Raw genomic sequence first — 22,050 nt, forward strand, 5'->3', positions numbered from 1 at the left:
GATGAGCCAGGAGCCCGCGCGCATCAGGCAGGACGGCAACGCGGCAGTGGCGCTGCCGCTGGACGCCCTACTGGCCGCACGCACGGTGTGGCGCGCGGGTCGTGGCACCGCCATCGCCCATGGCGGCGAATCCACCGGGCATGCGGCACTGGATGCGCTGCTGCCCGATGGCGGCTGGCCGCGGCGGGCACTGACCGAGTTGCTGCTGCCCGCGCACGGCGTGGGCGAGATCGCCTTGTTGTTGCCCACGCTGGCGCGCATGACCGGCGCCAGCAGCCGGGTGGTGCTGGTGGCGCCGCCGTTCATTCCCTACGCGCCGGCCTGGCAGGCGGGCGGGGTAGTGCTGGAACATCTGGAAGTGGTGCAGGCCGAGCCGCGCGACGCCTTGTGGGCGTTCGAGCAATGCCTGCGCAGTGGCGCATGCGCGGCGGTGCTGGGCTGGCCGCAGACCGGCGATGCACGCGCATTGCGGCGGCTGCAGGTCGCCGCCGACAGCGGCAACTGCTGCGCGTTCGCGTTGCGCGATCGCAAGCATGCGGTCAATGCATCGCCGGCGGCATTACGGCTGGAATTTCTGCCCGAGCGCGATGCCTGGCAGGTGCGCAAGTGCCGCGGCGGGCAGGTCCCGTCGCAGCCGTTGCGGCTGGCGCATTGAGGCGCGCGCATGTTGTGGGCCTGCATCTTGCTGCCGCAGCTGGCGCTGGACGCCGTCCTCCGGCGTCTGGAAGAGCCGGACGCAGCGCTGGCGTTGGTGGAAGGGCCGGCGCAGTTGCGCAGCCTGCACTCGGTCAATGCAGCGGCGTCCGCCGCCGGCCTGAAAGCCGGCATGCGGCTGTCGGCGGCGCATGCGCTGATGTCCCATGTACGCACCATCGATTACGAGGCCCAGGCTGAGGCGCGTACGCAGCGGTTTCTCGCGGCGTGGGCGTACCGGCACAGTTCGTTGGTGAGCCAGCAATGGTCGCGTGCCATCGTGCTGGAGGCCGGTGCCAGTTTTCGGTTGTTCGGTCCATGGCCGCGTTTCGAGCGCCGCCTGCGCGATGAACTGCAGGCCTTGGGCTTCCGGCACCGGCTTGCACTGGCACCTACGCCGCGCGCCGCGCGCGTGCTGGCCGGTTTGCGCGATGGCATGGTGGTGACGCAGTTGCCGGCCCTGCACACCATGCTCGACAAGGTGCCGGTACGCCGCGCCGCGTTGCCGGGCGATGCCGGCGAGCGCCTGCAACACATGGGCGTGCGCACGCTGGCGGCAGTGCGCGCGTTGCCGCGCGATGGGCTGCGCCGGCGGTTCGGTGCGGGCCTGCTAGAACATCTGGACCGCCTCTACGGCCAGGTCGACGACCCTCTGGAGTGCTACGCGCCACCGGACCACTTCGACCAGCGCGTGGAGCTCGGCTACGAGGTGGAAATGCATCCGGCGCTGCTGTTCCCGCTGCGGCGCCTCATCGGCGATCTGTGCACCTACCTGTCCATCCGCGACGGCGGCGTGCAACGGTTCCTGCTGCGGCTGGAACACGAGGAAGGCGCCACCGATGTCGAGATCGGCTTGCTGACGCCGGAGCGCGCTCCGACGCTGTTGTTCGAGCTTGCGCGCAACCGGCTGGAGCGGGTGGAGATTCCACGCCCGGTAGTGGCGATGCGCCTGCTGGCGCGGCAGCTGCCACCGTTCGTGCCGGCCATGCGGGATCTGTTCGATCAACGTGCGCAGCAATCGGTGGAGTGGCCGCAGCTGCGCGAGCGCCTGCGCGCGCGGCTGGGCGATGAGGCGGTGTACCGCGTGCTGCCGGCCGACGACCCGCGCCCGGAACGTGCCTGGCGGCGCGCCATCGGTGATGCAGTGCGCGAAGCCCATGCACCGCCGCGTCCGCCGCGCCCGACCTGGCTGTTGCCGCAGCCGGTGCCCCTGCACGAGACGCAGCTGCGCATCATCTCCGGCCCGGAGCGGCTGGAAAGCGGCTGGTGGGACGACGACGAGGCGCGCCGCGATTACTACGTGGTGGAAACCGCGCGCGGCCGGCGTGGCTGGGCGTTTGCCGCGCCAGGCCATGTCGATGGCTGGATGCTGCACGGGTGGTTCGCATGATCGGTTGCGTGCCCTTGCAGCATCAGAGCGTTGCCTGCGGTGCTGGTCATCGCAGCGGTGCAGCACGCGTCCGATGCCACGGACCGAAGAGGCAAACGCAGCGCGTCGATCTGCAGCGCATGTGTGGCGGCGCCGCGATGTCGAAGAGGTGCGCGCATGAGCTGGGATGACGCCGTCGACGGCGTGGACCGCGATACGCCCGGTGGGCGCATGCCGCGCGCCTGGACGGTCGCCGCACGGTTGCGCGCGGCAAACGACGACATCGCCCATGCCATGGTCGCCGATGGGCTGCCTGCCTATGCCGAGCTGCACTGCCTGTCGGATTTTTCGTTCCTGCGCGGCGCCTCCAGCGCCGAACAATTGTTCATGCGCGCGCAACACTGCGGCTACAGCGCCCTGGCGATCACCGACGAGTGCTCGTTGGCCGGCATCGTGCGCGGCCTGGAAGCCTCGCGCGCCACCGGCGTGCGCCTGATCGTCGGCAGCGAGTTCACCCTGGTCGATGGCACCCGCTTCGTGCTGCTGGTGGAAAACGCGCACGGCTATCCGCAGTTGTGCGCGCTGATCACCACCGCGCGGCGTGCGGCAGGCAAGGGTGCGTATCGGCTCGGGCGTGCCGAGGTGGAGGCACAGTTTCGCGCTGTGGAACCCGGCGTGTTCGCGCTGTGGTTGCCCGGTGCGCAGCCGCAGGCCGAGCAGGGCGCCTGGCTGCAGCAGGTGTTCGGCGAGCGTGCATACCTGGCGGTGGAACTGCATCGCGAACAGGACGATGCGGCGCGGTTGCTCGCCCTGCAGCTGCTGGCGCAGCAACTGGGCATGACCGCTCTGGCCAGCGGCGATGTGCATATGGCGCAGCGGCGCGAGCGCATCGTGCAGGACACCCTGACCGCCATCCGCCACGGCTTGCCGTTGGCCGAGTGCGGCGCGCACCTGTTCCGCAACGGCGAGCGCCATCTGCGCACGCGGCGTGCCTTGGGCAACATCTATCCGGATGCGCTGTTGCAGGCCACGGTGGACCTGGCGCAGCGCTGCAGCTTCGATATCTCCAGGCTTGAATACACCTATCCGCGCGAACTGGTGCCGCAAGGGCATACGCCGGCGAGTTATCTGCGACAGCTCACCGAAGAGGGGATGCGCGAGCGGTGGCCGGATGGTGTGCCGGAAAAGATACGCGATGACATCGAAAAAGAATTGGAGCTGATCGCCGAGCTGAAATACGAGGCTTTCTTCCTCACTGTGCGCGATGTGGTGAATTTTGCGCGGTTACGCAAGATTCTTTGCCAGGGGAGGGGGTCGTCTGCCAATTCCGCAGTGTGCTATGCACTCGGCATCACCTCCGTGGACCCAATCAAGACACGATTGTTGATCTCGCGTTTCTTATCCAAGGCGCGCAACGAGCCACCTGACATCGACGTGGATTTCGAGCACGAACGGCGCGAAGAAGTGCTGCAATATGTCTACAACAAGTACGGCCGCGAACGTGCTGCGCTGGCCGCCACCGTGATCTGCTATCGCGGCAAAAGTGCCGTGCGCGATGTGGCCAAGGCCTTCGGCCTGCCGCCGGACCAGATCGCGTTGCTGGCCAATTGCTACGGCTGGGGCAATGGCGAAACGCCGATGGAACAGCGCATCGAAGAGGCCGGGTTCGATCTGGCCAATCCACTGATCAACAAGATTCTTGCGGTGACCGAGCAACTGCGCGATCACCCGCGCCATCTGTCGCAGCATGTCGGCGGATTCGTCATCTCCGACGAACCCCTGTCGCTGCTGGTGCCGGTGGAAAACGCCGCCATGGCCGACCGCACCATCATCCAGTGGGACAAGGACGATCTGGAAACCATGAAGCTGCTCAAGGTCGATTGCCTGGCGCTGGGCATGCTGACCTGCATCCGCAAGACGCTGGACCTGGTGCGTGGCCATCGGGGTCGCAAGTACGAGTTGGCGACGTTGCCGGATGAGGATGCGGCTACCTACAAGATGATCCAGCGCGCCGATACGGTTGGCGTGTTCCAGATCGAGTCGCGTGCGCAGATGGCGATGCTGCCGAGGCTCAAACCTGCAGAGTTCTACGATCTGGTCATTGAAGTGGCGATCGTGCGGCCCGGGCCGATCCAGGGCGACATGGTGCATCCGTATCTGCAGCGGCGTAAAGACAAGAGCCTGATCAGCTATCCCTCCGAAGGTGTAGAGAAAATTCTCGGGCCGACATTGGGGATTCCGCTATTCCAGGAACAGGTGATGGAGCTGGTGATTCACGCCGGTTACGACCCGGACGATGCCGACAAATTACGCCGCTCGATGGCGGCCTGGCGTCGCGGTGGTGATATGGAATCGCATCGGACCCGGATTCGCGCGCTGATGGAAGGCAAAGGCTACGCCTCCACCTTCATCGACCAGATCTTCGAGCAGATCAAGGGCTTCGGTTCCTACGGTTTCCCGCAAAGCCACGCCGCCTCGTTCGCCAAGCTTGTCTACGCCAGCTGCTGGCTCAAGCGCCACGAGCCGGCGGCCTTCGCCTGCGGGCTGCTCAACGCGCAGCCGATGGGCTTCTATTCGGCCAGCCAGATCGTGCAGGACGCACGCCGCGGCAGTCCCGAGCGTGCGCGCGTGGAGGTGTTGCCGGTGGATGTGCTGCACAGCGTCTGGGACAACACGCTGGTCGGTGGCCGGCCCTGGCGCAGCGACCAAGACCCCGGCGAACAACCGGCGATCCGGCTGGGCATGCGCCAGGTCGCTGGATTATCGGAAGTGGTGGCCAACCGCATTGCCGCGGCACGCGCGCAGCGGGCCTTCGCCGATATCGGCGATCTGTGCCTGCGTGCCGCACTCGACGAAAAGGCGCGCCTGGCATTGGCCGAAGCCGGCGCCTTGCAGGGCATGGTGGGCAACCGCAACGCCGCGCGCTGGGCGATGGCCGGCGTGGAAGCGCGTCGGCCGCTGCTGCCGGGCAGCCCGCAGGAACGCCCGGTGGAGTTTGCGGCACCGCGCGCAGGCGAGGAGATCCTGGCCGACTATCGCGCGGTCGGCCTGAGTCTGCGTCAGCATCCGATGGCGCTGCTGCGCCCGCAGATGCGGCAGCGGCGCATCCTCGGCCTGCGCGAACTGCAGGGCCGCCGTCATGGCAGCGGCGTACACGTCGCCGGCCTGGTCACCCAGCGCCAGCGCCCGGCCACCGCCAAGGGCACCATCTTCGTCACCCTGGAAGACGAACACGGCATGATCAACGTCATCGTCTGGTCGCACCTGGCGTTGCGCCGCCGCCGCGCACTGCTGGAATCGCGCCTGCTGGCCGTCCGCGGTCGCTGGGAGCGCGTGGACGGCGTGGAGCATCTCATCGCCGGCGATCTGCACGACCTCAGCGACCTGCTCGGCGAAATGCAGCTGCCCTCGCGCGATTTTCATTGAAGCTTTGTCTGGTCTGCGATTGCTGGTAAATTTCGCGCTCAGTTTGCACACGACATGGAGCAGCACGTGCGGAAAAGGATTTTATTGCGGCCTTGGGGCTGCTGATGGCTGCCGGCACTGCCGCAGCGCAGGTGGATGTCGGCGCCTATATCAAAAAAGACAAGTTTGCCGATATCAAGCTATCGCCCAGCGGCGCGTTTTTCGCCGCTACCGTACCGATGGAAGACAAGACCGCCCTGGCGATCGTGCGGCGTTCGGACAACAGCATGGGCGCGACCTTTGTGCTGGAGAAGAACACGTATGTGAGCGACTTTGCCTGGGTCAGCGAGACGCGTGTGTTGATCTCCATCGCACAGAAATACGGTCTGCTCGACAAGCCGTTGCCGACCGGCGAGCTGTATGCCATCAATGCCGATGGCACTGGTGTCGAGTTGCTGGTGGGCTATCGTGCTCGAGGCACCGGGCTTGGCACTAACATCAAGGTCAAGAAAACCGAAGCAGTTGCCGCATTCCTCACCGATACCTTGCCCGACGACGATCGCAACGTGGTCGTCGGCATCTGGCCGTTGTCAGGGCAGGACCCGTACACGCGCGCAGAAAAGCTCGACGTCAACACAGGTCGGCGCCTTCCGCTGGCGCGTGCCCCGATTCAGCGCGCCAGCTTCACCACCGACCACCATGGCGAGGTGCGTTTTGCGCAGGGCGCAGGCTCGGACAATGTCAGCAAGCTGTATTACCGCGTTGGTGGTGGAACCGAGTGGACGCTGCTCAACGACGAACAGGCCAGCGGCCGCATCGAAACCCCACTGGGCTTTTCGCAGGACGAGCGCATTGCCTACCTGCGCGTGCAGGCTGCCGATGGCCCCGATGCGATCGTGGCTTGGGACATCCAGGCCAATCGCCGTGAACAGGTGCTGCGTGACGCAGTGGCCGATCCCCTGGACGTCATCTATCGCAACGGCACCACGATCCCGGTGGGTGCCATTTTCATGGCTGACCGTCCGCGCAGCCGCTTTTTCGACGAGCAGGGCCCCGAGGCGCGGATGTATCACAGCCTGGAGGTCGCCTTCGCCGGCAACGCCGTGCGTATCACCTCCAGTACCAGCGATGGCCGCTACGTCATGTTGCAGGTCGATTCGGGCAGCAACCCTGGCGATTTCTATGTGTTCGATACGCAGGAGAAAAAAGCCCAGCACGTGATCAGCCGGCGCGACTGGTTCGATCCCGAGCGCACCGCGACCGTGCAGCCCATCGCGCTGCAGGCACGCGATGGCGTGCCGTTGCATGGCTACCTCACGCTGCCGCGCACCGGCGCGGCGAAGAACCTGCCGATGGTGGTGATGCCGCATGGCGGCCCGTTCGAGATCTTCGACAGCTGGCAGTTCGACGACGACGCGCAGTTGCTGGCGCAGGCCGGCTACGCGGTGCTGCAGATCAATTTCCGTGGTTCCGGCAATTACGGCCGCGCTTTCCAGCATGCCGGCGCGCGCCAGTGGGGCGGCACCATGCAGGACGACGTCACCGACGCCACGCGCTGGGCGGTGACGCAGGGCTATGCAGATGCGCGCAAGATCTGCATCTTTGGTGCAAGTTATGGTGCGTATGCAGCTCTGATGGGGGCAGCCAAGGAACCTGGGTTGTATGCCTGCGCGGCCGGCTATGTCGGCGTCTACGACCTGCCGATGATGTTCACCAGCGGCGACATCCAGAAGCGCGGCTCAGGCGAAAACTATCTGAAGCAATGGCTGGGCGATCCGGCAACCCTGGCCGCACGCTCGCCGGTCCATCTGGCCAAGCAGATCAAGGTTCCGGTGTTCCTGGCGGCCGGTGGCGAGGACGAGCGCGCGCCGATCCAGCACAGCAAGCGCATGGAGGCGGCATTGCGCCAGGCCGGAACGCCGGTGGAGACCTTGTACTACGACACCGAAGGCCACGGGTTCTATACCGAGCCGCATCGGCGTGCGTTCTATACGCAGTTGCTGGCGTTTCTGGCCAAGTCCCTGGATGGTGCCAAGGCCAAGTAGTGGTGTCGACGCACGCATATCGGGATCTTGACGACCGCGCTGTCCATGATGGCCGTCGCTACGCGACCGGCGGGGCAGCCCGCCGCAAGGCGATGACGCAAAAGCCCGGGTGAATAGCCGCCGTGGCGGGGCATCGTCATCCAACCGGTCTGTGCTACACCATGCAGGCCGGCGCGGCCGCGCTGGCTTACCTTTCATCCACGAGGCGATCATGAAGTTGGAGGCGTTGTTCGACCAGTTGCACACCTTGCCCACCGTACCCGAGGTGGCGCAGGACCTGATTGCCCGGTTCGACGATCCGGCAACCAACATCGATGTGCTGGCGCACACCATCGAGCGCGATCCGGTGATCGCCGCCAAGGTGCTGCGGCTTGCCAATTCGGCGCGCTTCCACGGCCTGCGCGACTCCACCAGCGTGGAAGACGCGGCCATGCGGCTGGGCTTCAACACGCTGCGCACCTTGGTGCTGGCCTCGGCGATGACCGGCGCGTTCCGCGCCGGCCCGGGCTTCGATCTGAAGGCGTTCTGGCGGCACAGTTTCGAGGTGGCCGGCATCTGCCGCCTGCTGGCGCGCCAGCACGGCGTGGATCCGGAAACCGCGTTTACCTGCGGCATGATGCACAACATCGGCGAGCTGCTGATCCAGTCCGGCGCGCCGGATTACGCCAGCCGCATCAATCACGAGACCTCATCGGCCGGCCATGCCGCCGAAGAAACCCTGCAGTTGGGCTTCGGCTACCCGGAAGTCGGCGCCGAGCTGGTACGTCGCTGGCAGCTGCCTGTCGTCATCCAGGAAGCGATCGCCTATCAGGTCCGCCCGGCCGCTGCCCCGGAAGGTGCGCGGATGCCGCTGCTGGTCGCCCAGGCGGTGCAGGTGTCAGACGCGCTGCGTGCACATGGTGGCGCCACGCCGGCGGCGTTGGAGGCGGTGCGCGGTCCGTTGATGGACACGGTGGATCTGGATGCCTTGTTCGCCGCACTGCCGGACGTGATCGAGGCCGACCGCGCGTTTGCCGAACTGCTGCATTGATTGGACAGCCGCGCCGACGTCGCCAGCGTTGGCGCAGCCGCTGACGCACCATCGCCGGCAGCAGATCCCTGACGTGCAGGAAAAACGGCAACGCCCAGCAATCACGGCGACAGCGATATACGGCAACGCGTGCCCGCCGCTGCAGCAGCAGACCAGTCGGCCCTTACGGGCGCACGGCCTCATCCGCGACCCCTCACCAGCGCATTGTCCCGCCAGCACGGGCGGCAGGCGACCGCCGGTGCGAGCGATGGACGTGATGACGAGTCCATCGCTCGTTGTCACCTATCGGCCACGGCGCGCGTCGCTCATGGCGCCTCCGTCGGTCGACGAGCCGGAAAACCCCATCGCTGCATCCTGACGCCGTATGCCGCTGGTCTGCATGCCATGCAGCAGTGTCCGCCACCTCCACACCGTGCGACCTATGCGTTTGCGATCCGCATGCGCGATGCAGTCGCCGACACACGCTGGTACACGCCTGTTGTCCCCGTCGCTACATCCCTAGGCATTCCAGCCGCCACAGCAGGCACAGTGTCACGCCGCGGCGCAGCTGGACGGAACCCCGTGTAGGCGCTAGCGTGGTCCGGATTTTTTGCCACAGGGGAACTGCCCATGAGCCATGACGCGCAGCCGCGCCAGCTCACCTTCCGCGCCGTCGTGCTGGCCATCGTGCTGGCGGTGGTGCTTTCGGCCGCCAACGCCTATCTCGGCCTGTTTGCCGGCCTGACCATCGCCACCGCCATTCCGGCTGCGGTCGTCTCGATGGGCGTGCTGCGCCTGCTCGGCGGCGGCACCATTCTGGAAAACAACATCGTCCAGACTGGTGCCTCGGCCGGTTCGTCGATCGCCGCCGGGGTGATCTTCACCATCCCCGCGTTGGTGATCATGGGCTACTGGCCGGACTTCAAATACTGGTGGGTGCTGGGCATCGCCGGCATGGGCGGCTTGCTCGGGGTGCTGTTCTCGGTGCCGTTGCGGCGCTCGATGATCGTCGAAGACCCGCTGCCGTTCCCCGAAGGCAAGGCGGCGGCCGAGGTGCTCAAGGCCGGTGAAAACCCCGGCCCGGGCCTGAAGATTCTGGCAATGTCCGGTGCGATCGGCGCGCTGGTCAAGCTGGGTGCGGCCAGCGGCCTGCGGGTGATCCCGGACACCTGGGCGCAGGCCACCTACCTGGGCAGCAGCCGCCTGGTCGGCTATCTGGGCACCAACCTGTCGCCGGCGCTGCTGGGCGTGGGCTACATCGTCGGCCTGAATGTCGGCATCGTGGTGCTGTCCGGGTCGATCCTGTCCTGGCATATCGCCATTCCGCTGTATCAGCAGTTCTTCATGGGCAGCGACCCGGCCCTGGCGCAGAGCCTGGTCGGTGCGCCAGCGGCCGATGCGGCATTCGGCATCTGGGGCGCGAAGATCCGTTACCTGGGTGTCGGCGCGATGCTGATCGGCGGCGTATGGACGCTGTTCTCGCTGCGCAAGTCGCTGTTGTCCGGCGTCAAGAGCGGCTTTGCCGCCGCGCGCAAGAGTGGTGGCGGTGTGGTCGCCGAGACCGAGCGCGACCTGCCGATGAAGTGGATGCTGGCGGCGCTGGTGCTGTGCACGTTGCCGCTGCTGGGCCTGTACCAGGCGATCGTGCAGCAGTGGCACGTGTCGATCCCGATGACCATCATCATGATCGTGGCCGGCTTTCTGTTCGTGTCGGTGTCCGGCTATCTGGCCGGCTTGATCGGCTCGTCCAACAACCCGGTCTCGGGCATCACCATTTCCACCATCCTGTTCGCCTCGGCGGTGCTGGTGCTGTTGCTCGGCAAGGATGGTCTGGTGCCGGTCGGCATCGGCGCGGCGCCGTTGGGTGCGGTGGCGGCGATCATGATCGGCGCGGTGGTGTGCTGCGCGGCAGCGGTGGGCGGCGACAACCTGCAGGATCTCAAGGCCGGCTATCTGGTCGGCGCCACGCCATGGAAGCAGCAGCTGATGCTGGGCATCGGCGCGTTTTCCTGCGCACTGATCATGGCGCCGGTGTTGAACCTGCTGGCGCAGGCCTACGGCATCGGCCCGGCCACGCCGCAGCACCCCAACTCGCTCGCTGCGCCGCAGGCCACGCTGATGGCCTCGGTCGCCAAGGGCCTGTTCGGAGGGCAACTGCCGTGGTCGATGATTGCCATCGGTGCCGCCGTGGGCGCGGCGATCATCGCGCTGGACGAATGGCTGAAGAAGACCGGCAAGCGCTTCCGCGTGCCGGTGCTGGCGGCGGCGATCGGTATCTATCTGCCGCTGGAGCTGATGGTGCCGATCTTTATCGGCGGCCTGATCGCGCACCTGGTGGAGCGCTTCCACAAGATCCGCGCCGACGACGAAGATGGCCGCGACCGCGTGCATCGCCCGGGCGTGCTGTTCGCCGCCGGCCTGATCACCGGCGAGGCGTTGATGGGTATCGCCATCGCGGTGCCGATCGTGCTGTCCAGCCGCGCCGATGTGCTGGCGTTGCCGGCCAGCCTGCAGCTCAACCAATGGTTCGGCCTGGCGATCCTCGCCCTGGTCGGCTGGCTGCTGTACCGCGTCGGCAAGCGCGGCGAACAAACCGCCTGAGGGTGACGCTTCACCAAGGCATGCGCCTGCGCGCTGCCTCTCGACGGACACGCATCGCTGGATGCGTGTCCGTTTTTCGTTATGGCATTGAAACCGGATTGCCGCTGTTCTGATTGCATCGCAGCAGGCGCGGTTCGAATGCGGCCCTGCTGCCGAATGCGCAAGTGCAGCAGCATGCCGGCAAGGCATGGTGCACCGAATCGATGCCGTGACCGCGCAGCGGCATATCCAGTTCGAACATCCCTGCAAGCTCGTGCATTGCCACCGTGAGCGGACCTGCATTGTCGCTGCAGGGCAACGTCGTTGGCGCATCTGGTTAATCAGCTGACACGACGAGAGCAGCTGCACCACGCCAAGGCATCAAGCGTTTGCCGATCGCGCAATGCACGCACAGCGCACGCACAACGCTCAGGCCATCGCGTCTGCACCACCGCAGCGCCTTTGCGCCGGCTTTACGCCTCACCCAGGCCTCGTGCATAGCGACTTTATGCGGCTGCTCCGTATCGTGCCGTCTCCCGCACCGATGGTGCACCACGGCGACCGCATGCCTCGATCGATCCCGGTGACGCGCCACGGCGCAGCTCATCGCACCGCCTGACCCCCATAAATGATGGATGTGGAAAAGCGACTCGCATCACGCTGTGCGACATCCGCACACTGTTGAGGCCGCTTTTGTCACCGACGGCGTTTTCGGACCTGCCGACGCCTATAAGATCGATTGGCAACACGCCGCCCTCCAGCGGCCATGCAGTCGTTCGACATCCACGCGCATTCCCCCTCCCACTGCTGGCCGTTCACGCGATCTGGCCAGCGTCTTGCCATGGAAACCACTGCAATGCTGACTGCTGCTATCTCCCACCGTTCCACCCGCGCACGCCGTGCCCCCTTGTTGAGCATCGCCCTGGCCGGTGTGCTGTGCAGCCTTGCGCTGCAGGCGCAGGCACAGGAGGCCGCCGACGCGGCGCTGTGTACCGATCGCCCGACCAAGGCCAATTCCACCTGCACCGTGCCAACCGGCGCCTGGCAGCTGGAAACCGACATCGGCAGCTACACCCGCGACAGCCAGCCCGGCACGCGCATCGAAACCTCGGTGTTCACCAACCCCACGCTCAAATACGGCGTCAGCGACCGCATCGATCTGCAGCTCAACTGGGCCCCGCAGCTGCAGGTCAAGACCACCGACCGTGCCACCGGTGCGCGCAGCAGCCTGAGCGGCGGCGGCGATATCTTTCTGCGCATGAAGGCGCGTTTCTACGAAAGCGATACCGCCAGCGTGGCGTTGCTGCCGTTCGTCAAGGCACCGACCGCGCGCACCGGCCTGGGCAACGACGAGTGGGAAGGCGGCGTCGCATTGCCGATCAATTTCGCGCTGCCCAACAGCTTCTCGCTGACCTTCGGGCCCGAGGTGGATTGGTTGGCCGACAGCGATGGCAGCGGCAAGCATGTTGCGCTGATCAACGCGATCAATCTGGCGCATCCGCTCACATCCAAGTTGTCGATGGCGGTGGAAGTGTGGTCCTCGATCAACCGCGATCCGGCGCAGACCATCGAGCAGTATTCGGCCGACATCGCCGCTGCGTATCTGCTCAATCCGCTGCTGCAGCTGGATGTGGGCGCCAATTTCGGCCTCAACGACCGCACCCCGGACGCGCAGGTGTATGTGGGCATGTCGCACCGCTTCTGACGCGCGCAGCGCGCGCTGCGCACACAAAACGCCACTGCGGTCCGCGCCTGTGCGGACTGCAGTGTTCCGCAGGCAACCGCTTCAGATATGTAATAACTACCCGGTGCGGTGCGACACTATGTCGTCAGTCTGCCGGGCATGCCGGTGCCGGTCTCGCCAGAGGTACGCGGGCCGGGGAGGGGAGTGACAGAAAGTGGGCAGTGATGCTGCCTCTACTGGCCGTCGTGCGGGCACCTTGTAGCATCCAGATCGGAATGCCGGGCGCAGTGCAGGGCGGAATCTCCTGATCGAGGTGTTGCAACGTGGAAACGAAATCGAAGTTGCCGGTCCCCGGCCGGGCATTGCTGCTGGTGCTGGGCATGCTGGTCGCGCTGGTGGGGCTGATTTTTCTGCTGGGTGGCGCGAGGTTGGCCAGCCTGGGCGGCAGCTGGTACTTCCTGCTGATGGGCCTGGCGACCGTCGTGGCCGGGGTGCTGATCGTGCTGCGTCGGCCGGCCGGTGCGCTGGTGTACGGCGTCGCCTTCGCGCTGACGCTGGTGTGGGCGCTGTGGGATGCGGGGCTGGAGTTCTGGCCGCTGGTCTCGCGGCTGATGCTGCCTGCGGCGTTCGCCGTGCTGGTGGCACTGGCCTGGCCAGCGCTGCGGCGCAGCCGGGCGTTGCCGACCGGGCGCACGGCCTATGGCGTGGCGACGGTGCTGGCGCTGGCGGTAGTGGCCGGGATCGGCGGCATGTTCGTGCCGCATCCGCCGGTCGCAGGCAACGCGGGGCCGGGCATGACGGCGGTGCCGCCTGGAAGCGTGCAACAGAACTGGTCCGCCTACGGCAATACCGATGGCGGCAGCCGCTTCGCTGCGCTGGACCAGATCAACCGCAGCAACGTCGACCGGCTGCAGGTCGCCTGGACCTACCACACCGGCGAGATCGCCAACAGCGACGGCAACGGTGCCGAAGACCAGCTGACCCCGCTGCAGGTGGGCGAGAAGGTGTTCCTGTGCACGCCGCACAACAATCTGATTGCGCTCGACGCCAGCACCGGCAAGCAGCTGTGGCGGCGCGAGATCAATGCGACCTCGTCGGTCTGGCAGCGCTGCCGTGGCCTGGGTTACTTCGACGCCGACGCGGCGTTGCCGACGCCGAGCGTGGCCAACCCCTCGCCGATCGCCGCGGTAACCGTGGCGCAGGACGCCAACTGCCGTCGCCGCCTGTTCACCAACACCATCGATGGCCGCCTGATCGCGGTGGATGCGGACACCGGTGCGTTCTGCCAGGGCTTCGGCAGCAACGGTCAGGTCGATCTCAAGGCCGGCCTGGGCGCTGCGCCGGATCCGTTCTACCAGCTGACCTCGCCGCCGCTGGTGGCCGGCACCACCGTGGTGGTGGGCGGACGCGTGGCCGACAACGTGCAGACCGACATGCCTGGTGGCGTGGTGCGCGGCTTCGATGTGGTCACCGGCGCGCAGCGCTGGGCCTTCGACCCGGGCAATCCGCACGACCGCCAGGCGCCGGCCGCCGGCAGCAGCTATGTGCGCAGCACGCCGAACGTATGGGCACCGATGTCCTACGACGCGGCGATGAACACCGTGTTCCTGCCGCTGGGCGGGCCGTCGACCGATCTATACGGCGCCGAGCGCACCGCGCTCGATCACCGTTACGGCGCCTCGGTGCTGGCGCTGGATGCCACCACCGGTGCGGAGAAGTGGGTCTACCAGACCGTGCACAACGATCTGTGGGACTTCGACCTGCCGATGCAGCCCAGCCTGATCGACTTCCCCAACCCGGACGGCAGCCACACCCCGGCGGTGGTCATCGGCACCAAGGCCGGGCAGATCTACGTGCTCGACCGCGCCACCGGCAAGCCGCTGACCGAGGTCAGGGAAGTACCGGTGAAAGGCTCGGATATTGCGCACGAGCAGTACGCGCCGACACAGCCGCTGTCGGTCGGCATGCCGCAGATCGGCACCAAACACCTGACCGAATCGGACATGTGGGGCGCCACTGCGATCGACCAGATGCTGTGCCGTATCGCGTTCAAGCAGATGCGTTATGAAGGCCTGTACACCGCGCCGGGCACCGATGTCTCGCTGAGTTTCCCCGGCTCGCTGGGCGGCATGAACTGGGGAGGCCTGTCGACCGACCCGGTGCATGACGTCATCTTCGCCAACGACATGCGCCTGGGCTTGTGGGTGCAGATGATTCCTGCCGACACCCGCAAGGCCGAGGCGGCCGGTGGTGGCGAGGCCGTCAATACCGGCATGGGCGCCGTGCCGCTGAAGGGCACGCCGTATGCGGTCAACAAGAACCGCTTCCTGTCGGCGCTGGGCATTCCGTGCCAGGCGCCGCCGTACGGCACGCTCAGCGCGATCGACCTCAAGACGCGCAGCATCGCCTGGCAGGTGCCGGTGGGGACGGTGCAGGACACCGGCCCGTTCGGCATCAAGATGCATCTGCCGATCCCGATCGGCATGCCGACGCTGGGCGGCACGCTGTCCACCCAGGGCGGGCTCGTGTTCATCGCCGGCACCCAGGACTACTACCTGCGCGCGTTCGACAGTGCCACCGGCAAGGAACTCTGGAAGGGCCGCTTGCCGGTCGGCAGTCAGGGCGGGCCGATGACCTACGTCTCGCATAAGACCGGCAAGCAGTACGTGGTGATCAGTGCCGGCGGTGCGCGGCAGTCGCCCGATCGTGGCGATGACGTGATCGCCTACAGCTTGCCTGACGTGCACTGACACCGCCCACCGGTGACCACGTCGGCAGCTGCGTCGGCGTGGTCACGGAGCGGCCGACAAACCTCGCGCGTGCCCGGCTGACCGCTGCGCACTCGCGTCAGCCGCTGTTGGCTGTAACCCGACGGCCGGGTGTCTCGCATATCCCGGCCAACGTTCCCGTTACCGCAGCGGCGCTCTGGCATCACCGCCATGCATCGCCACCGATGGCCGTGCACGCTGCCCCGATCAGAGAACCACGATGCATCGTCTGTCTTTCCTCATGCGCCGCAGTGCGCTGGGCTACGCCTTATTGCTGGCACTGCCGGCCACCGCAGTCGCCGCGGGCGACACCACGCTGACCGGCGACTGGGGCGGGCGCCGGTCCGCCTGGGCCGAGCAAGGCGTGAGCGTCCGCGGCGACTACGTGTCAGAAACGTTTGGCGTGGTGGATGGCGGCTACGAGAACACCAGCGCGCGCTATGCGCAGCAACTGCGGGTGGGCGTGGATCTGGACATGGCCAAGCTCGCCGGCTGGGGCGGTGGCAGCCTGCACGTCACCATCAACGACCGCCGCGGCCGCAGCACCTCCGCCGACCTGGTCGGCAATCGCTTCCCCATCCAGGAAGTGTACGGAGGCCAGTACACCCGCCTGAGCGAGTTCAGCTACGACCGCAGCTTCAACCAGGGCAAGACGTATCTGAAACTGGGCTTCTATGCGATGGGCAACCAGTTCGCTTCGCACACGTTGCTGGTGAACTTCGTCAATGCTGCGTTCTGCGCGCATCCGCTGGCGTTTTCGGCCAATAGCGGCTGGTACAACTATCCGGCCGCGCGCTGGGGCATCGAAAGCGCGCAGCAGCTGACCCCGCAGCTCAACCTGCATGCCGGCTGGTTTCAGGTCAACCCGAATCTGGGCTTCGGTGCCCGCGACACCTACGCGTTCGAGCCGTTCGCCAGCGGCACCACCGGTGCGATCTTCCCGCTCGAATTTACCTGGAAGCCGGCCACCGCACGCTACCCGGGCGTGTACAAGTTCGGCGGCTATTACGACTCCTCGTCGGTACCCAGGCGTGGGCTGGACACCAGCCGCAGCACCGGCCGCGACGGCGCCTATCTGCTGGTCGAACAGAAACTGTTCACCCCGGGAGCTGACCCCAGCATTGGCCTGACCGGATTCGCCCAGTACATGGCCAGCGACCACGACAGTGCGCTGATGACACGGTGGTATTCGGTCGGCGGGGTGTACCAGGGCATCGGCACACGCACGCAGGACCGCATCGCACTTGGCTATGTGGCCGGCAGGATCAATCATCGGCTGCTCGATGCACGCCGCGCAGAACTGATCGATGCCGGCGTGGCGGCCGATTCGCCACTGGCCGGGCTGAGCGCCGCCGAAGAGCTCTACGAGCTTGCCTACAGCGCGCAGATCACGCCGTGGCTAATGTTGCGGCCGGACCTGCAATACATCGTCAATCCCGGGACCTATGCCTATACCCACACGCGCAACGCAGTGGTGGTCGGGCTGCAGGCCAAACTCACCTTCTGAGTGCGTGCCCACAGCGTGGCGCGCCGTTGCCGGACGGCGCACTGCGCGCGGTGTGCATTGCGCCTTGCAGGGCGCGGCCACGTGCGGCGCCTGCGGGCGCATGACCTTGTGCCTTTGCGCGTGCGCCGCAGCAACGCCTACCATCGACGTTTTGCCGTTGCAGGAACTCTCGATGAAGCTTCGTTACGCCGTGCTGCCCCTGTGTCTGTTGACCGCCTTGCCAAGTCTTGCCGCTGCGCGCGGATTCGATGTGCGCGACATGGTCGCGCTGGACCGGGTGTCTTCGCCCACGCTCAGCCCTGACGGCAGCGTGCTGGTGTTCGCCAAGCGGCAGGCCAAGAGCAGCAATGGCAAGCCGGCCACCGGCCTGTGGACGCGCAATCTGCGTACCCGCGATGCCGCGCCGCCCAGGCGGCTCACTCCCGACGGCTGGAACGTCAACAGCCCGGCGCTGTCGCCGGACGGCAAGACGGTGTACTTCCTCAGCAGTAAATCCGGTACGCAGCAGCTGTACGCGCAGCCGCTGGCCGGCGGCGCGCCGCAGCAATTGACCGCGTTTGCGGTGGATGTGGACAGCTACAAGCTCTCGCCCGACGGCAAGCGCATCGCCTTCAGTGCCGGCGTGTTCCAGGACTGCGGCTCGGACCTGGGGTGCACCAAGAGCAAGCTCGCCAACCTCAAGAACGCCAAGGCCAGCGGCGTGGTCTATGACCAGTTGTTCGTGCGGCATTGGGATACCTGGAACGATGGCCGCCGCAATACCTTGTTCGTCGCCGACCTGCCGGCTGCCGGCGGCAAGGCCGTGGCCGGTGCCTCGGCGATCAGCGCCACGTTGGCCGGCGATGCGCCCTCCAAGCCGTTCGGCGGCAACGACGATTACGCCTGGTCGCCCGACGGCGGCAGTGTGGTGGCCAGCGTGCGCGTGCCGCAGCCGCACGGGCCGGAAACCGGCAAGAAGGCAAGCGCCGGCGCCAAGCCCACCGGCAACGACGAGCCGTGGCAGACCAACTTCGACCTGTACCGTCTGGATGCGGCCGGCAAGGCCGCGCCGGTCAATCTGACCGCGGCCAACCCGGCCTGGGATGCCGGCCCGGTGTTCAGCAGCGACGGCAAGACGCTGTACTACCGCGCGATGAAGCGCCCCGGTTTCGAAGCCGACCGCTTCGGCCTGATGGCGATGGACGTGGCCAGCGGCAAGAGCCGCGAGATCGCCCCCAAGTGGGACCGCTCGGCCGGCGAGATCGTTTTGAGCGCCGATGGCGCCAGCCTCTACACCAGCGCCGACGACCTCGGCGAGCATCCGTTGTTCAAGATCGACATCGCCAGCGGCCAGGCGACCAAGCTGGTGGGCGAGGGCAGCGTGCATGCGCCGACCCTGGCCGGCAACACGCTGGCGTTCACCCGCAACTCGCTCAAGAGCGGCGACCAGGTCTTTGTCAGCGATGTGCAGGGCCAGGGCTTGCGTGCGATCACCCAGAGCGCCGGCGAGCTGCTGCCGGAGGTGCAGTTCGGCGATTACGAGCAGTTCCAGTTCAAGGGCTGGAACAACGACACCGTGCACGGCTATGTGGTCAAGCCGTACAACTATCAGGAAGGCAAGACCTACCCGGTGGCATTCCTGATCCACGGCGGGCCGCAGGGCAGCTTCGGCAACGGCTGGAGCAACCGCTGGAATCCGCAGACCTACGCCGGCCAGGGCTATGCGGTGGTGATGATCGACTTCCACGGCTCCACCGGCTACGGCCAGGAATTCACCGATGCGATCAGCCAGCATTGGGGCGACCGCCCGCTGGAAGACCTGCAGAAGGGCTGGGCCGCCGCGCAGAAGCAGTACGGCTTCCTCAACGGCGACAAGGCCTGCGCGCTGGGTGCCAGCTATGGCGGCTACATGGTCTATTGGATGGCCGGCAACTGGAATCAGCCATGGAAGTGCCTGGTCGACCACGACGGCGTGTTCGACAACCGCACCATGGGCTACGCCACCGAGGAGCTGTGGTTCAGCGAATGGGAAAACGGCGGCACGCCGTGGCAGAGCCCGGCCGGCTACGAGAAGTTCAACCCGGTGCTGCACGTGGACAAGTGGAAGGTGCCGATGCTGGTCATCCACGGCCAGCAGGATTTCCGCATCCCGGTCGAACAGGGCCTGGCCGCGTTCACCGCGCTGCAGCGCAAGGGCATCGATTCCAAGTTCCTGTACTTCCCGGACGAGAACCACTGGGTGCTCAAGCCGGACAACAGCGTGCTGTGGCACGACACCGTCAACAGCTGGCTGAAGCAGCATATCGGCCAGTGAGGTCGCGACCGGCACGCCGCCTGGAGCGGCGTGCCGGTTGGTGCGGCGATGACGCGTGAGACCTCGCCTTTGATGCGGGTCGCAGGGGTCGTTCGGTTTGCTCAGTTCGGCAGCTGATCGCGTTTGGCCAACTGGCCTTCCACGATCTGCAGGATCTCCGCCACTGCGATGCCGAACGAGCCGGCATTGCCGGCGTCGAAGGCGGCCTTCCATTCTGCATAACCCGGCAGGTAATCCTGATTGGGCGCGGCATTGCCGACATGTTCGGCAGCGCTGCGCTCCAGGGTCTGCGCGATCACCGGGATGTGCGGCAGCGCGTCCAGGATCCCATCGGGCAATCCGGCGTGACGTACCTGGATGTCGCTGATGCTCACGTGCAGGATCTGGCCGCCGTGGGGATGCACATCGATCTGGTTGATCAGCAGCAGCGGGGTCTCGGTTGCGGTGCGCCCACGGCAGCGCCAGAGCTGGCCGACCGCATAGACGGGGGAGGTGGTGTCGGGCATCGGGTACTCCACGATCAAACCGCAATGATGCAACGGGCTTGCGGAGATGGCGACTCTGCGCCGTGCCGGCCATGGAAAGGAATGATCCGGTCTTCAACCCGACGTCTGCGCAGTCGCGCTTCGCCCGCAAGACGATGTCCGCAGGTGCCGCGTTGTGCGCTGACAGCGCCGACGTCTGAATGAGCTCGCTTGCAGCACCGGAGATGGCCTGGATCACCGCATCTGGCTGAATGCCAGCATGAGCCAGCAGTGCCGCAGTACACGCAAGCCATGTCAAAATAGCGATTCTTTAACTTCCTCAGCTCCCTGCCAGGATCGCAAGGACCGTCTGCATGCGCACCTTGTTCCGCCCCTCATTGTGGGCGCTCGCCCTCGTCTGTAGTCCTGCCCTGAATGCCGCATCGCGGCCCACGGCCGTGCCTGCGCGCGCGCCCGTGTCTGCGACTGCCGCAGGTGGCACCGATGCGGTGGCCAGTGACCCGGCCGTGCCACTGCCGGCCACGCTGAAGTCCGGCATGGGCTACCGCGCGTTTGCGCAGGCGGTGATGGAGCAGGGCTGGCAGCTGGTGGATCCGCTTGCCGCCGACAGCTGCATGGCCGCCGGCGATTGCGCCGTCGAGTTCATCGCGCCCGGCGGCAGTGCACGCCTGCAGGTGCAGGTCGGCTCGCAGTCCGGTGCGGCGGTGGTCAGTGGCTGGCGCGCGCAGCAGGTGCCGCTGGATCGCATCGGCAACCCCACCGCAGCGGCGGTGGACAGCAAGGTTGCGCCGGCCGCGTCCAAGGTGGCCGACAACCCGCGTTAAGCGCAGTGCGCCGGCGTCTGAGGCGCGCGGCGTATCATGGCGCTGCACGCGCTGCGGCCTGCATCGGTGGCGCGCGTCAGCGTCAGCTGCGTCTTTCCTGATCCCGAGTCCAGTCCCGCATGACCTCCATGAAGAGCATCGATCCTGCCGATCTGGAAGCGTTGTTCGATGCCGTGCCGGACGTGCTGTTCTTCGTCAAGGATCGCGAGGGCCGCTATACCCACGTCAACCAGACCATGCTGCGGCGCCTGGGCCTGAAATCGCGCAAGGAATTGATCGGCAAGCGCGTTGCCGAGGTCTATCCCAGCGGGCTGGGCGCCAACTACGCCAATCAGGACGAGCAGGTGCTGGCCGGGGAAGTGATCGACAACCTGCTGGAACTGCATCTGTTCGCCAACCGCGAACCGGGCTGGTGCCTGACCTGCAAACGTCCGCTGCTGGTCGACGGCAAGGTGCAGGGCATCATCGGCATCTCGCGCGATCTGGGGCCGCAGGACGGGCACGAATCGCAGTACGAAAAACTGCGGCTCGCGCTGGCGTACCTCAACGCCAACTACGCGCAGAACGTACGCATGCAGGCGCTGGTGGAGATCACCGGGTTTTCGATGTCCAAGCTGCAACGCTCGTTCCGCAAGGTGTTCCAACTCACCCCGCAACAGGTGCTGGCCAAGCTACGCCTGCAGATGGCGATGCATCTGCTGCACGGAAACAAGAGCCTCACCGAAATCGGGCATGCCTGCGGTTTCAGCGATCAAAGCGCCTTCGCACGGCAGTTCAAGCTGGCGGTCGGCATGACGCCACGCGAGTACCGCGCCTTGGCGAACGCGGCGCAGTTTCCTGCCGAACCGGCTTAGCGCGCCTGAGCAAGAAGACTGCTCAGTAGCTGAGTTAGCCGAGCACGTGGCTCCCTTACTGCTTGCCGAGCACTGCGTGAATCCAGCGGAATTCCGGGTTGCAGTTTCATTTGGTAGATGCAGTCAAAAGCCTGGGGAGTCGAGTGCGCGGTGCCCTCACCGCTTGCGGGACACGCCGTGAACCCATCCCTGGGGGCTCGGTGGCGGCATCCATGCCGCCACACGGTCCCGCAACCGGCGAGGGCATAGCACCAGATAGTTGGTCGGCTGTTTTCCTGAAAGCTTGTTGCTCAGCCTGGGCAGAAGAGAAGTTGGTAGGTCACGTGTTGAAAGCCTGTTGGCTACTCCGCTTGCAGCGGAGAGTCGTTAAGGGCTGGTCGCACCCAGAGCAATCCGCCCAGCGCACCGCATGCTCTTGCTTGCAACCGTGCACACCGACCCTCTCGACGGGTCCTTGCCCGCCCACCGTCGCGGGACCTTACGCGGCATGGATGCCGCGTAAGAGCCTACACGGACGTACTTGCGGCGTGTCCT

General features: G+C 66.3%; 14 protein-coding genes. 12 read left to right on the forward strand and 2 right to left on the reverse strand.

Annotated elements, in window-relative coordinates:
- The first annotated feature begins 1 nt into the window (after window position 1).
- The 3 genes from imuA (at window position 2) to ABQY74_RS06220 (ending at window position 5,488) form a co-directional block, all read left to right on the forward strand.
- A complete protein-coding gene (gene imuA / locus ABQY74_RS06210; RefSeq protein WP_024938648.1) occupies window positions 2-655 on the forward strand; it encodes a translesion DNA synthesis-associated protein ImuA in 654 nt (217 codons plus the stop codon).
- A gap of 9 nt (window positions 656-664) precedes the next feature.
- Window positions 665-2,083 (forward strand): DNA polymerase Y family protein, encoded by a 1,419-nt coding sequence (locus ABQY74_RS06215; protein ID WP_104560793.1) that lies wholly within the window; start codon window positions 665-667, stop codon window positions 2,081-2,083.
- 156 nt (window positions 2,084-2,239) lie between these two features.
- Window positions 2,240-5,488 carry an error-prone DNA polymerase gene (locus tag ABQY74_RS06220; protein ID WP_349794445.1) on the forward strand — a complete coding sequence of 1,083 codons (3,249 nt, stop codon included), beginning with the start codon at window positions 2,240-2,242 and terminating at the stop codon, window positions 5,486-5,488.
- Between the two features lie 145 nt (window positions 5,489-5,633).
- Here the strand turns inward: ABQY74_RS06220 and ABQY74_RS06225 are convergent, their stop codons facing one another.
- Window positions 5,634-5,837 (reverse strand): hypothetical protein, encoded by a 204-nt coding sequence (locus ABQY74_RS06225; RefSeq protein ID WP_080715734.1) that lies wholly within the window; start codon window positions 5,835-5,837, stop codon window positions 5,634-5,636.
- 82 nt (window positions 5,838-5,919) lie between these two features.
- Here ABQY74_RS06225 and ABQY74_RS06230 point away from each other — a divergent pair, with 82 nt between their 5' ends.
- From ABQY74_RS06230 to ABQY74_RS06260, 7 genes are all read left to right on the forward strand, one after another.
- Window positions 5,920-7,512: a S9 family peptidase gene (locus ABQY74_RS06230; RefSeq protein ID WP_349794467.1), complete on the forward strand. Its 1,593-nt coding sequence runs from the start codon at window positions 5,920-5,922 to the stop codon at window positions 7,510-7,512.
- A 211-nt stretch (window positions 7,513-7,723) separates the two neighbouring features.
- Window positions 7,724-8,542: an HDOD domain-containing protein gene (locus ABQY74_RS06235; RefSeq protein WP_047125796.1), complete on the forward strand. Its 819-nt coding sequence runs from the start codon at window positions 7,724-7,726 to the stop codon at window positions 8,540-8,542.
- Between the two features lie 609 nt (window positions 8,543-9,151).
- A complete protein-coding gene (locus tag ABQY74_RS06240; RefSeq protein ID WP_104573900.1) occupies window positions 9,152-11,122 on the forward strand; it encodes an OPT family oligopeptide transporter in 1,971 nt (656 codons plus the stop codon).
- An 835-nt stretch (window positions 11,123-11,957) separates the two neighbouring features.
- Window positions 11,958-12,806 (forward strand): transporter, encoded by an 849-nt coding sequence (locus ABQY74_RS06245; RefSeq protein WP_104574042.1) that lies wholly within the window; start codon window positions 11,958-11,960, stop codon window positions 12,804-12,806.
- Window positions 12,807-13,108: 302 nt separating this feature from the next.
- On the forward strand, window positions 13,109-15,535 hold the full coding sequence (locus ABQY74_RS06250) for a glucose/quinate/shikimate family membrane-bound PQQ-dependent dehydrogenase (RefSeq protein ID WP_258077095.1): 2,427 nt from the start codon (window positions 13,109-13,111) through the stop codon (window positions 15,533-15,535).
- Window positions 15,536-15,773: 238 nt separating this feature from the next.
- On the forward strand, window positions 15,774-17,060 hold the full coding sequence (locus ABQY74_RS06255) for a carbohydrate porin (protein ID WP_349794448.1): 1,287 nt from the start codon (window positions 15,774-15,776) through the stop codon (window positions 17,058-17,060).
- Window positions 17,061-17,232: 172 nt separating this feature from the next.
- Window positions 17,233-19,353, forward strand: coding sequence for a S9 family peptidase (locus ABQY74_RS06260; RefSeq protein WP_349794450.1), 2,121 nt, complete (start codon window positions 17,233-17,235; stop codon window positions 19,351-19,353).
- Between the two features lie 101 nt (window positions 19,354-19,454).
- On the opposite strand, the gene ABQY74_RS06265 is transcribed toward ABQY74_RS06260, so the two are convergent.
- The gene (locus tag ABQY74_RS06265) at window positions 19,455-19,859 is read right to left on the reverse strand and encodes a hypothetical protein (RefSeq protein ID WP_023903078.1); all 405 of its coding nucleotides are present in this window, start codon (window positions 19,857-19,859) and stop codon (window positions 19,455-19,457) included.
- 332 nt (window positions 19,860-20,191) lie between these two features.
- Here ABQY74_RS06265 and ABQY74_RS06270 point away from each other — a divergent pair, with 332 nt between their 5' ends.
- Together ABQY74_RS06270 and ABQY74_RS06275 are read left to right on the forward strand one after the other, a co-directional pair.
- The gene (locus ABQY74_RS06270; RefSeq protein ID WP_349794453.1) at window positions 20,192-20,662 is read left to right on the forward strand and encodes a hypothetical protein; all 471 of its coding nucleotides are present in this window, start codon (window positions 20,192-20,194) and stop codon (window positions 20,660-20,662) included.
- Between the two features lie 128 nt (window positions 20,663-20,790).
- Window positions 20,791-21,516, forward strand: coding sequence for an AraC family transcriptional regulator (locus ABQY74_RS06275; protein ID WP_024939479.1), 726 nt, complete (start codon window positions 20,791-20,793; stop codon window positions 21,514-21,516).
- The last annotated feature ends 534 nt before the right edge of the window (window positions 21,517-22,050 follow it).

It is taken from the genome of Xanthomonas sp. WHRI 7064 (assembly GCF_040202355.2).
Taxonomy (GTDB): domain Bacteria; phylum Pseudomonadota; class Gammaproteobacteria; order Xanthomonadales; family Xanthomonadaceae; genus Xanthomonas; species Xanthomonas arboricola.

Bases quoted from the DNA above. Each gene is read 5' to 3' on its own strand.
- imuA (WP_024938648.1), top strand. From the start codon at position 2: ATGAGCCAGGAGCCCGCGCGCATCAGGCAGGACGGCAACGCGGCAGTG.
- ABQY74_RS06215 (WP_104560793.1), top strand. From the start codon at position 665: ATGTTGTGGGCCTGCATCTTGCTGCCGCAGCTGGCGCTGGACGCCGTC.
- ABQY74_RS06220 (WP_349794445.1), top strand. From the start codon at position 2,240: ATGAGCTGGGATGACGCCGTCGACGGCGTGGACCGCGATACGCCCGGT.
- ABQY74_RS06225 (WP_080715734.1), bottom strand. From the start codon at position 5,837: ATGGAGATCAACACACGCGTCTCGCTGACCCAGGCAAAGTCGCTCACA.
- ABQY74_RS06235 (WP_047125796.1), top strand. From the start codon at position 7,724: ATGAAGTTGGAGGCGTTGTTCGACCAGTTGCACACCTTGCCCACCGTA.
- ABQY74_RS06240 (WP_104573900.1), top strand. From the start codon at position 9,152: ATGAGCCATGACGCGCAGCCGCGCCAGCTCACCTTCCGCGCCGTCGTG.
- ABQY74_RS06245 (WP_104574042.1), top strand. From the start codon at position 11,958: ATGCTGACTGCTGCTATCTCCCACCGTTCCACCCGCGCACGCCGTGCC.
- ABQY74_RS06255 (WP_349794448.1), top strand. From the start codon at position 15,774: ATGCATCGTCTGTCTTTCCTCATGCGCCGCAGTGCGCTGGGCTACGCC.
- ABQY74_RS06260 (WP_349794450.1), top strand. From the start codon at position 17,233: ATGAAGCTTCGTTACGCCGTGCTGCCCCTGTGTCTGTTGACCGCCTTG.
- ABQY74_RS06265 (WP_023903078.1), bottom strand. From the start codon at position 19,859: ATGCCCGACACCACCTCCCCCGTCTATGCGGTCGGCCAGCTCTGGCGC.
- ABQY74_RS06270 (WP_349794453.1), top strand. From the start codon at position 20,192: ATGCGCACCTTGTTCCGCCCCTCATTGTGGGCGCTCGCCCTCGTCTGT.
- ABQY74_RS06275 (WP_024939479.1), top strand. From the start codon at position 20,791: ATGAAGAGCATCGATCCTGCCGATCTGGAAGCGTTGTTCGATGCCGTG.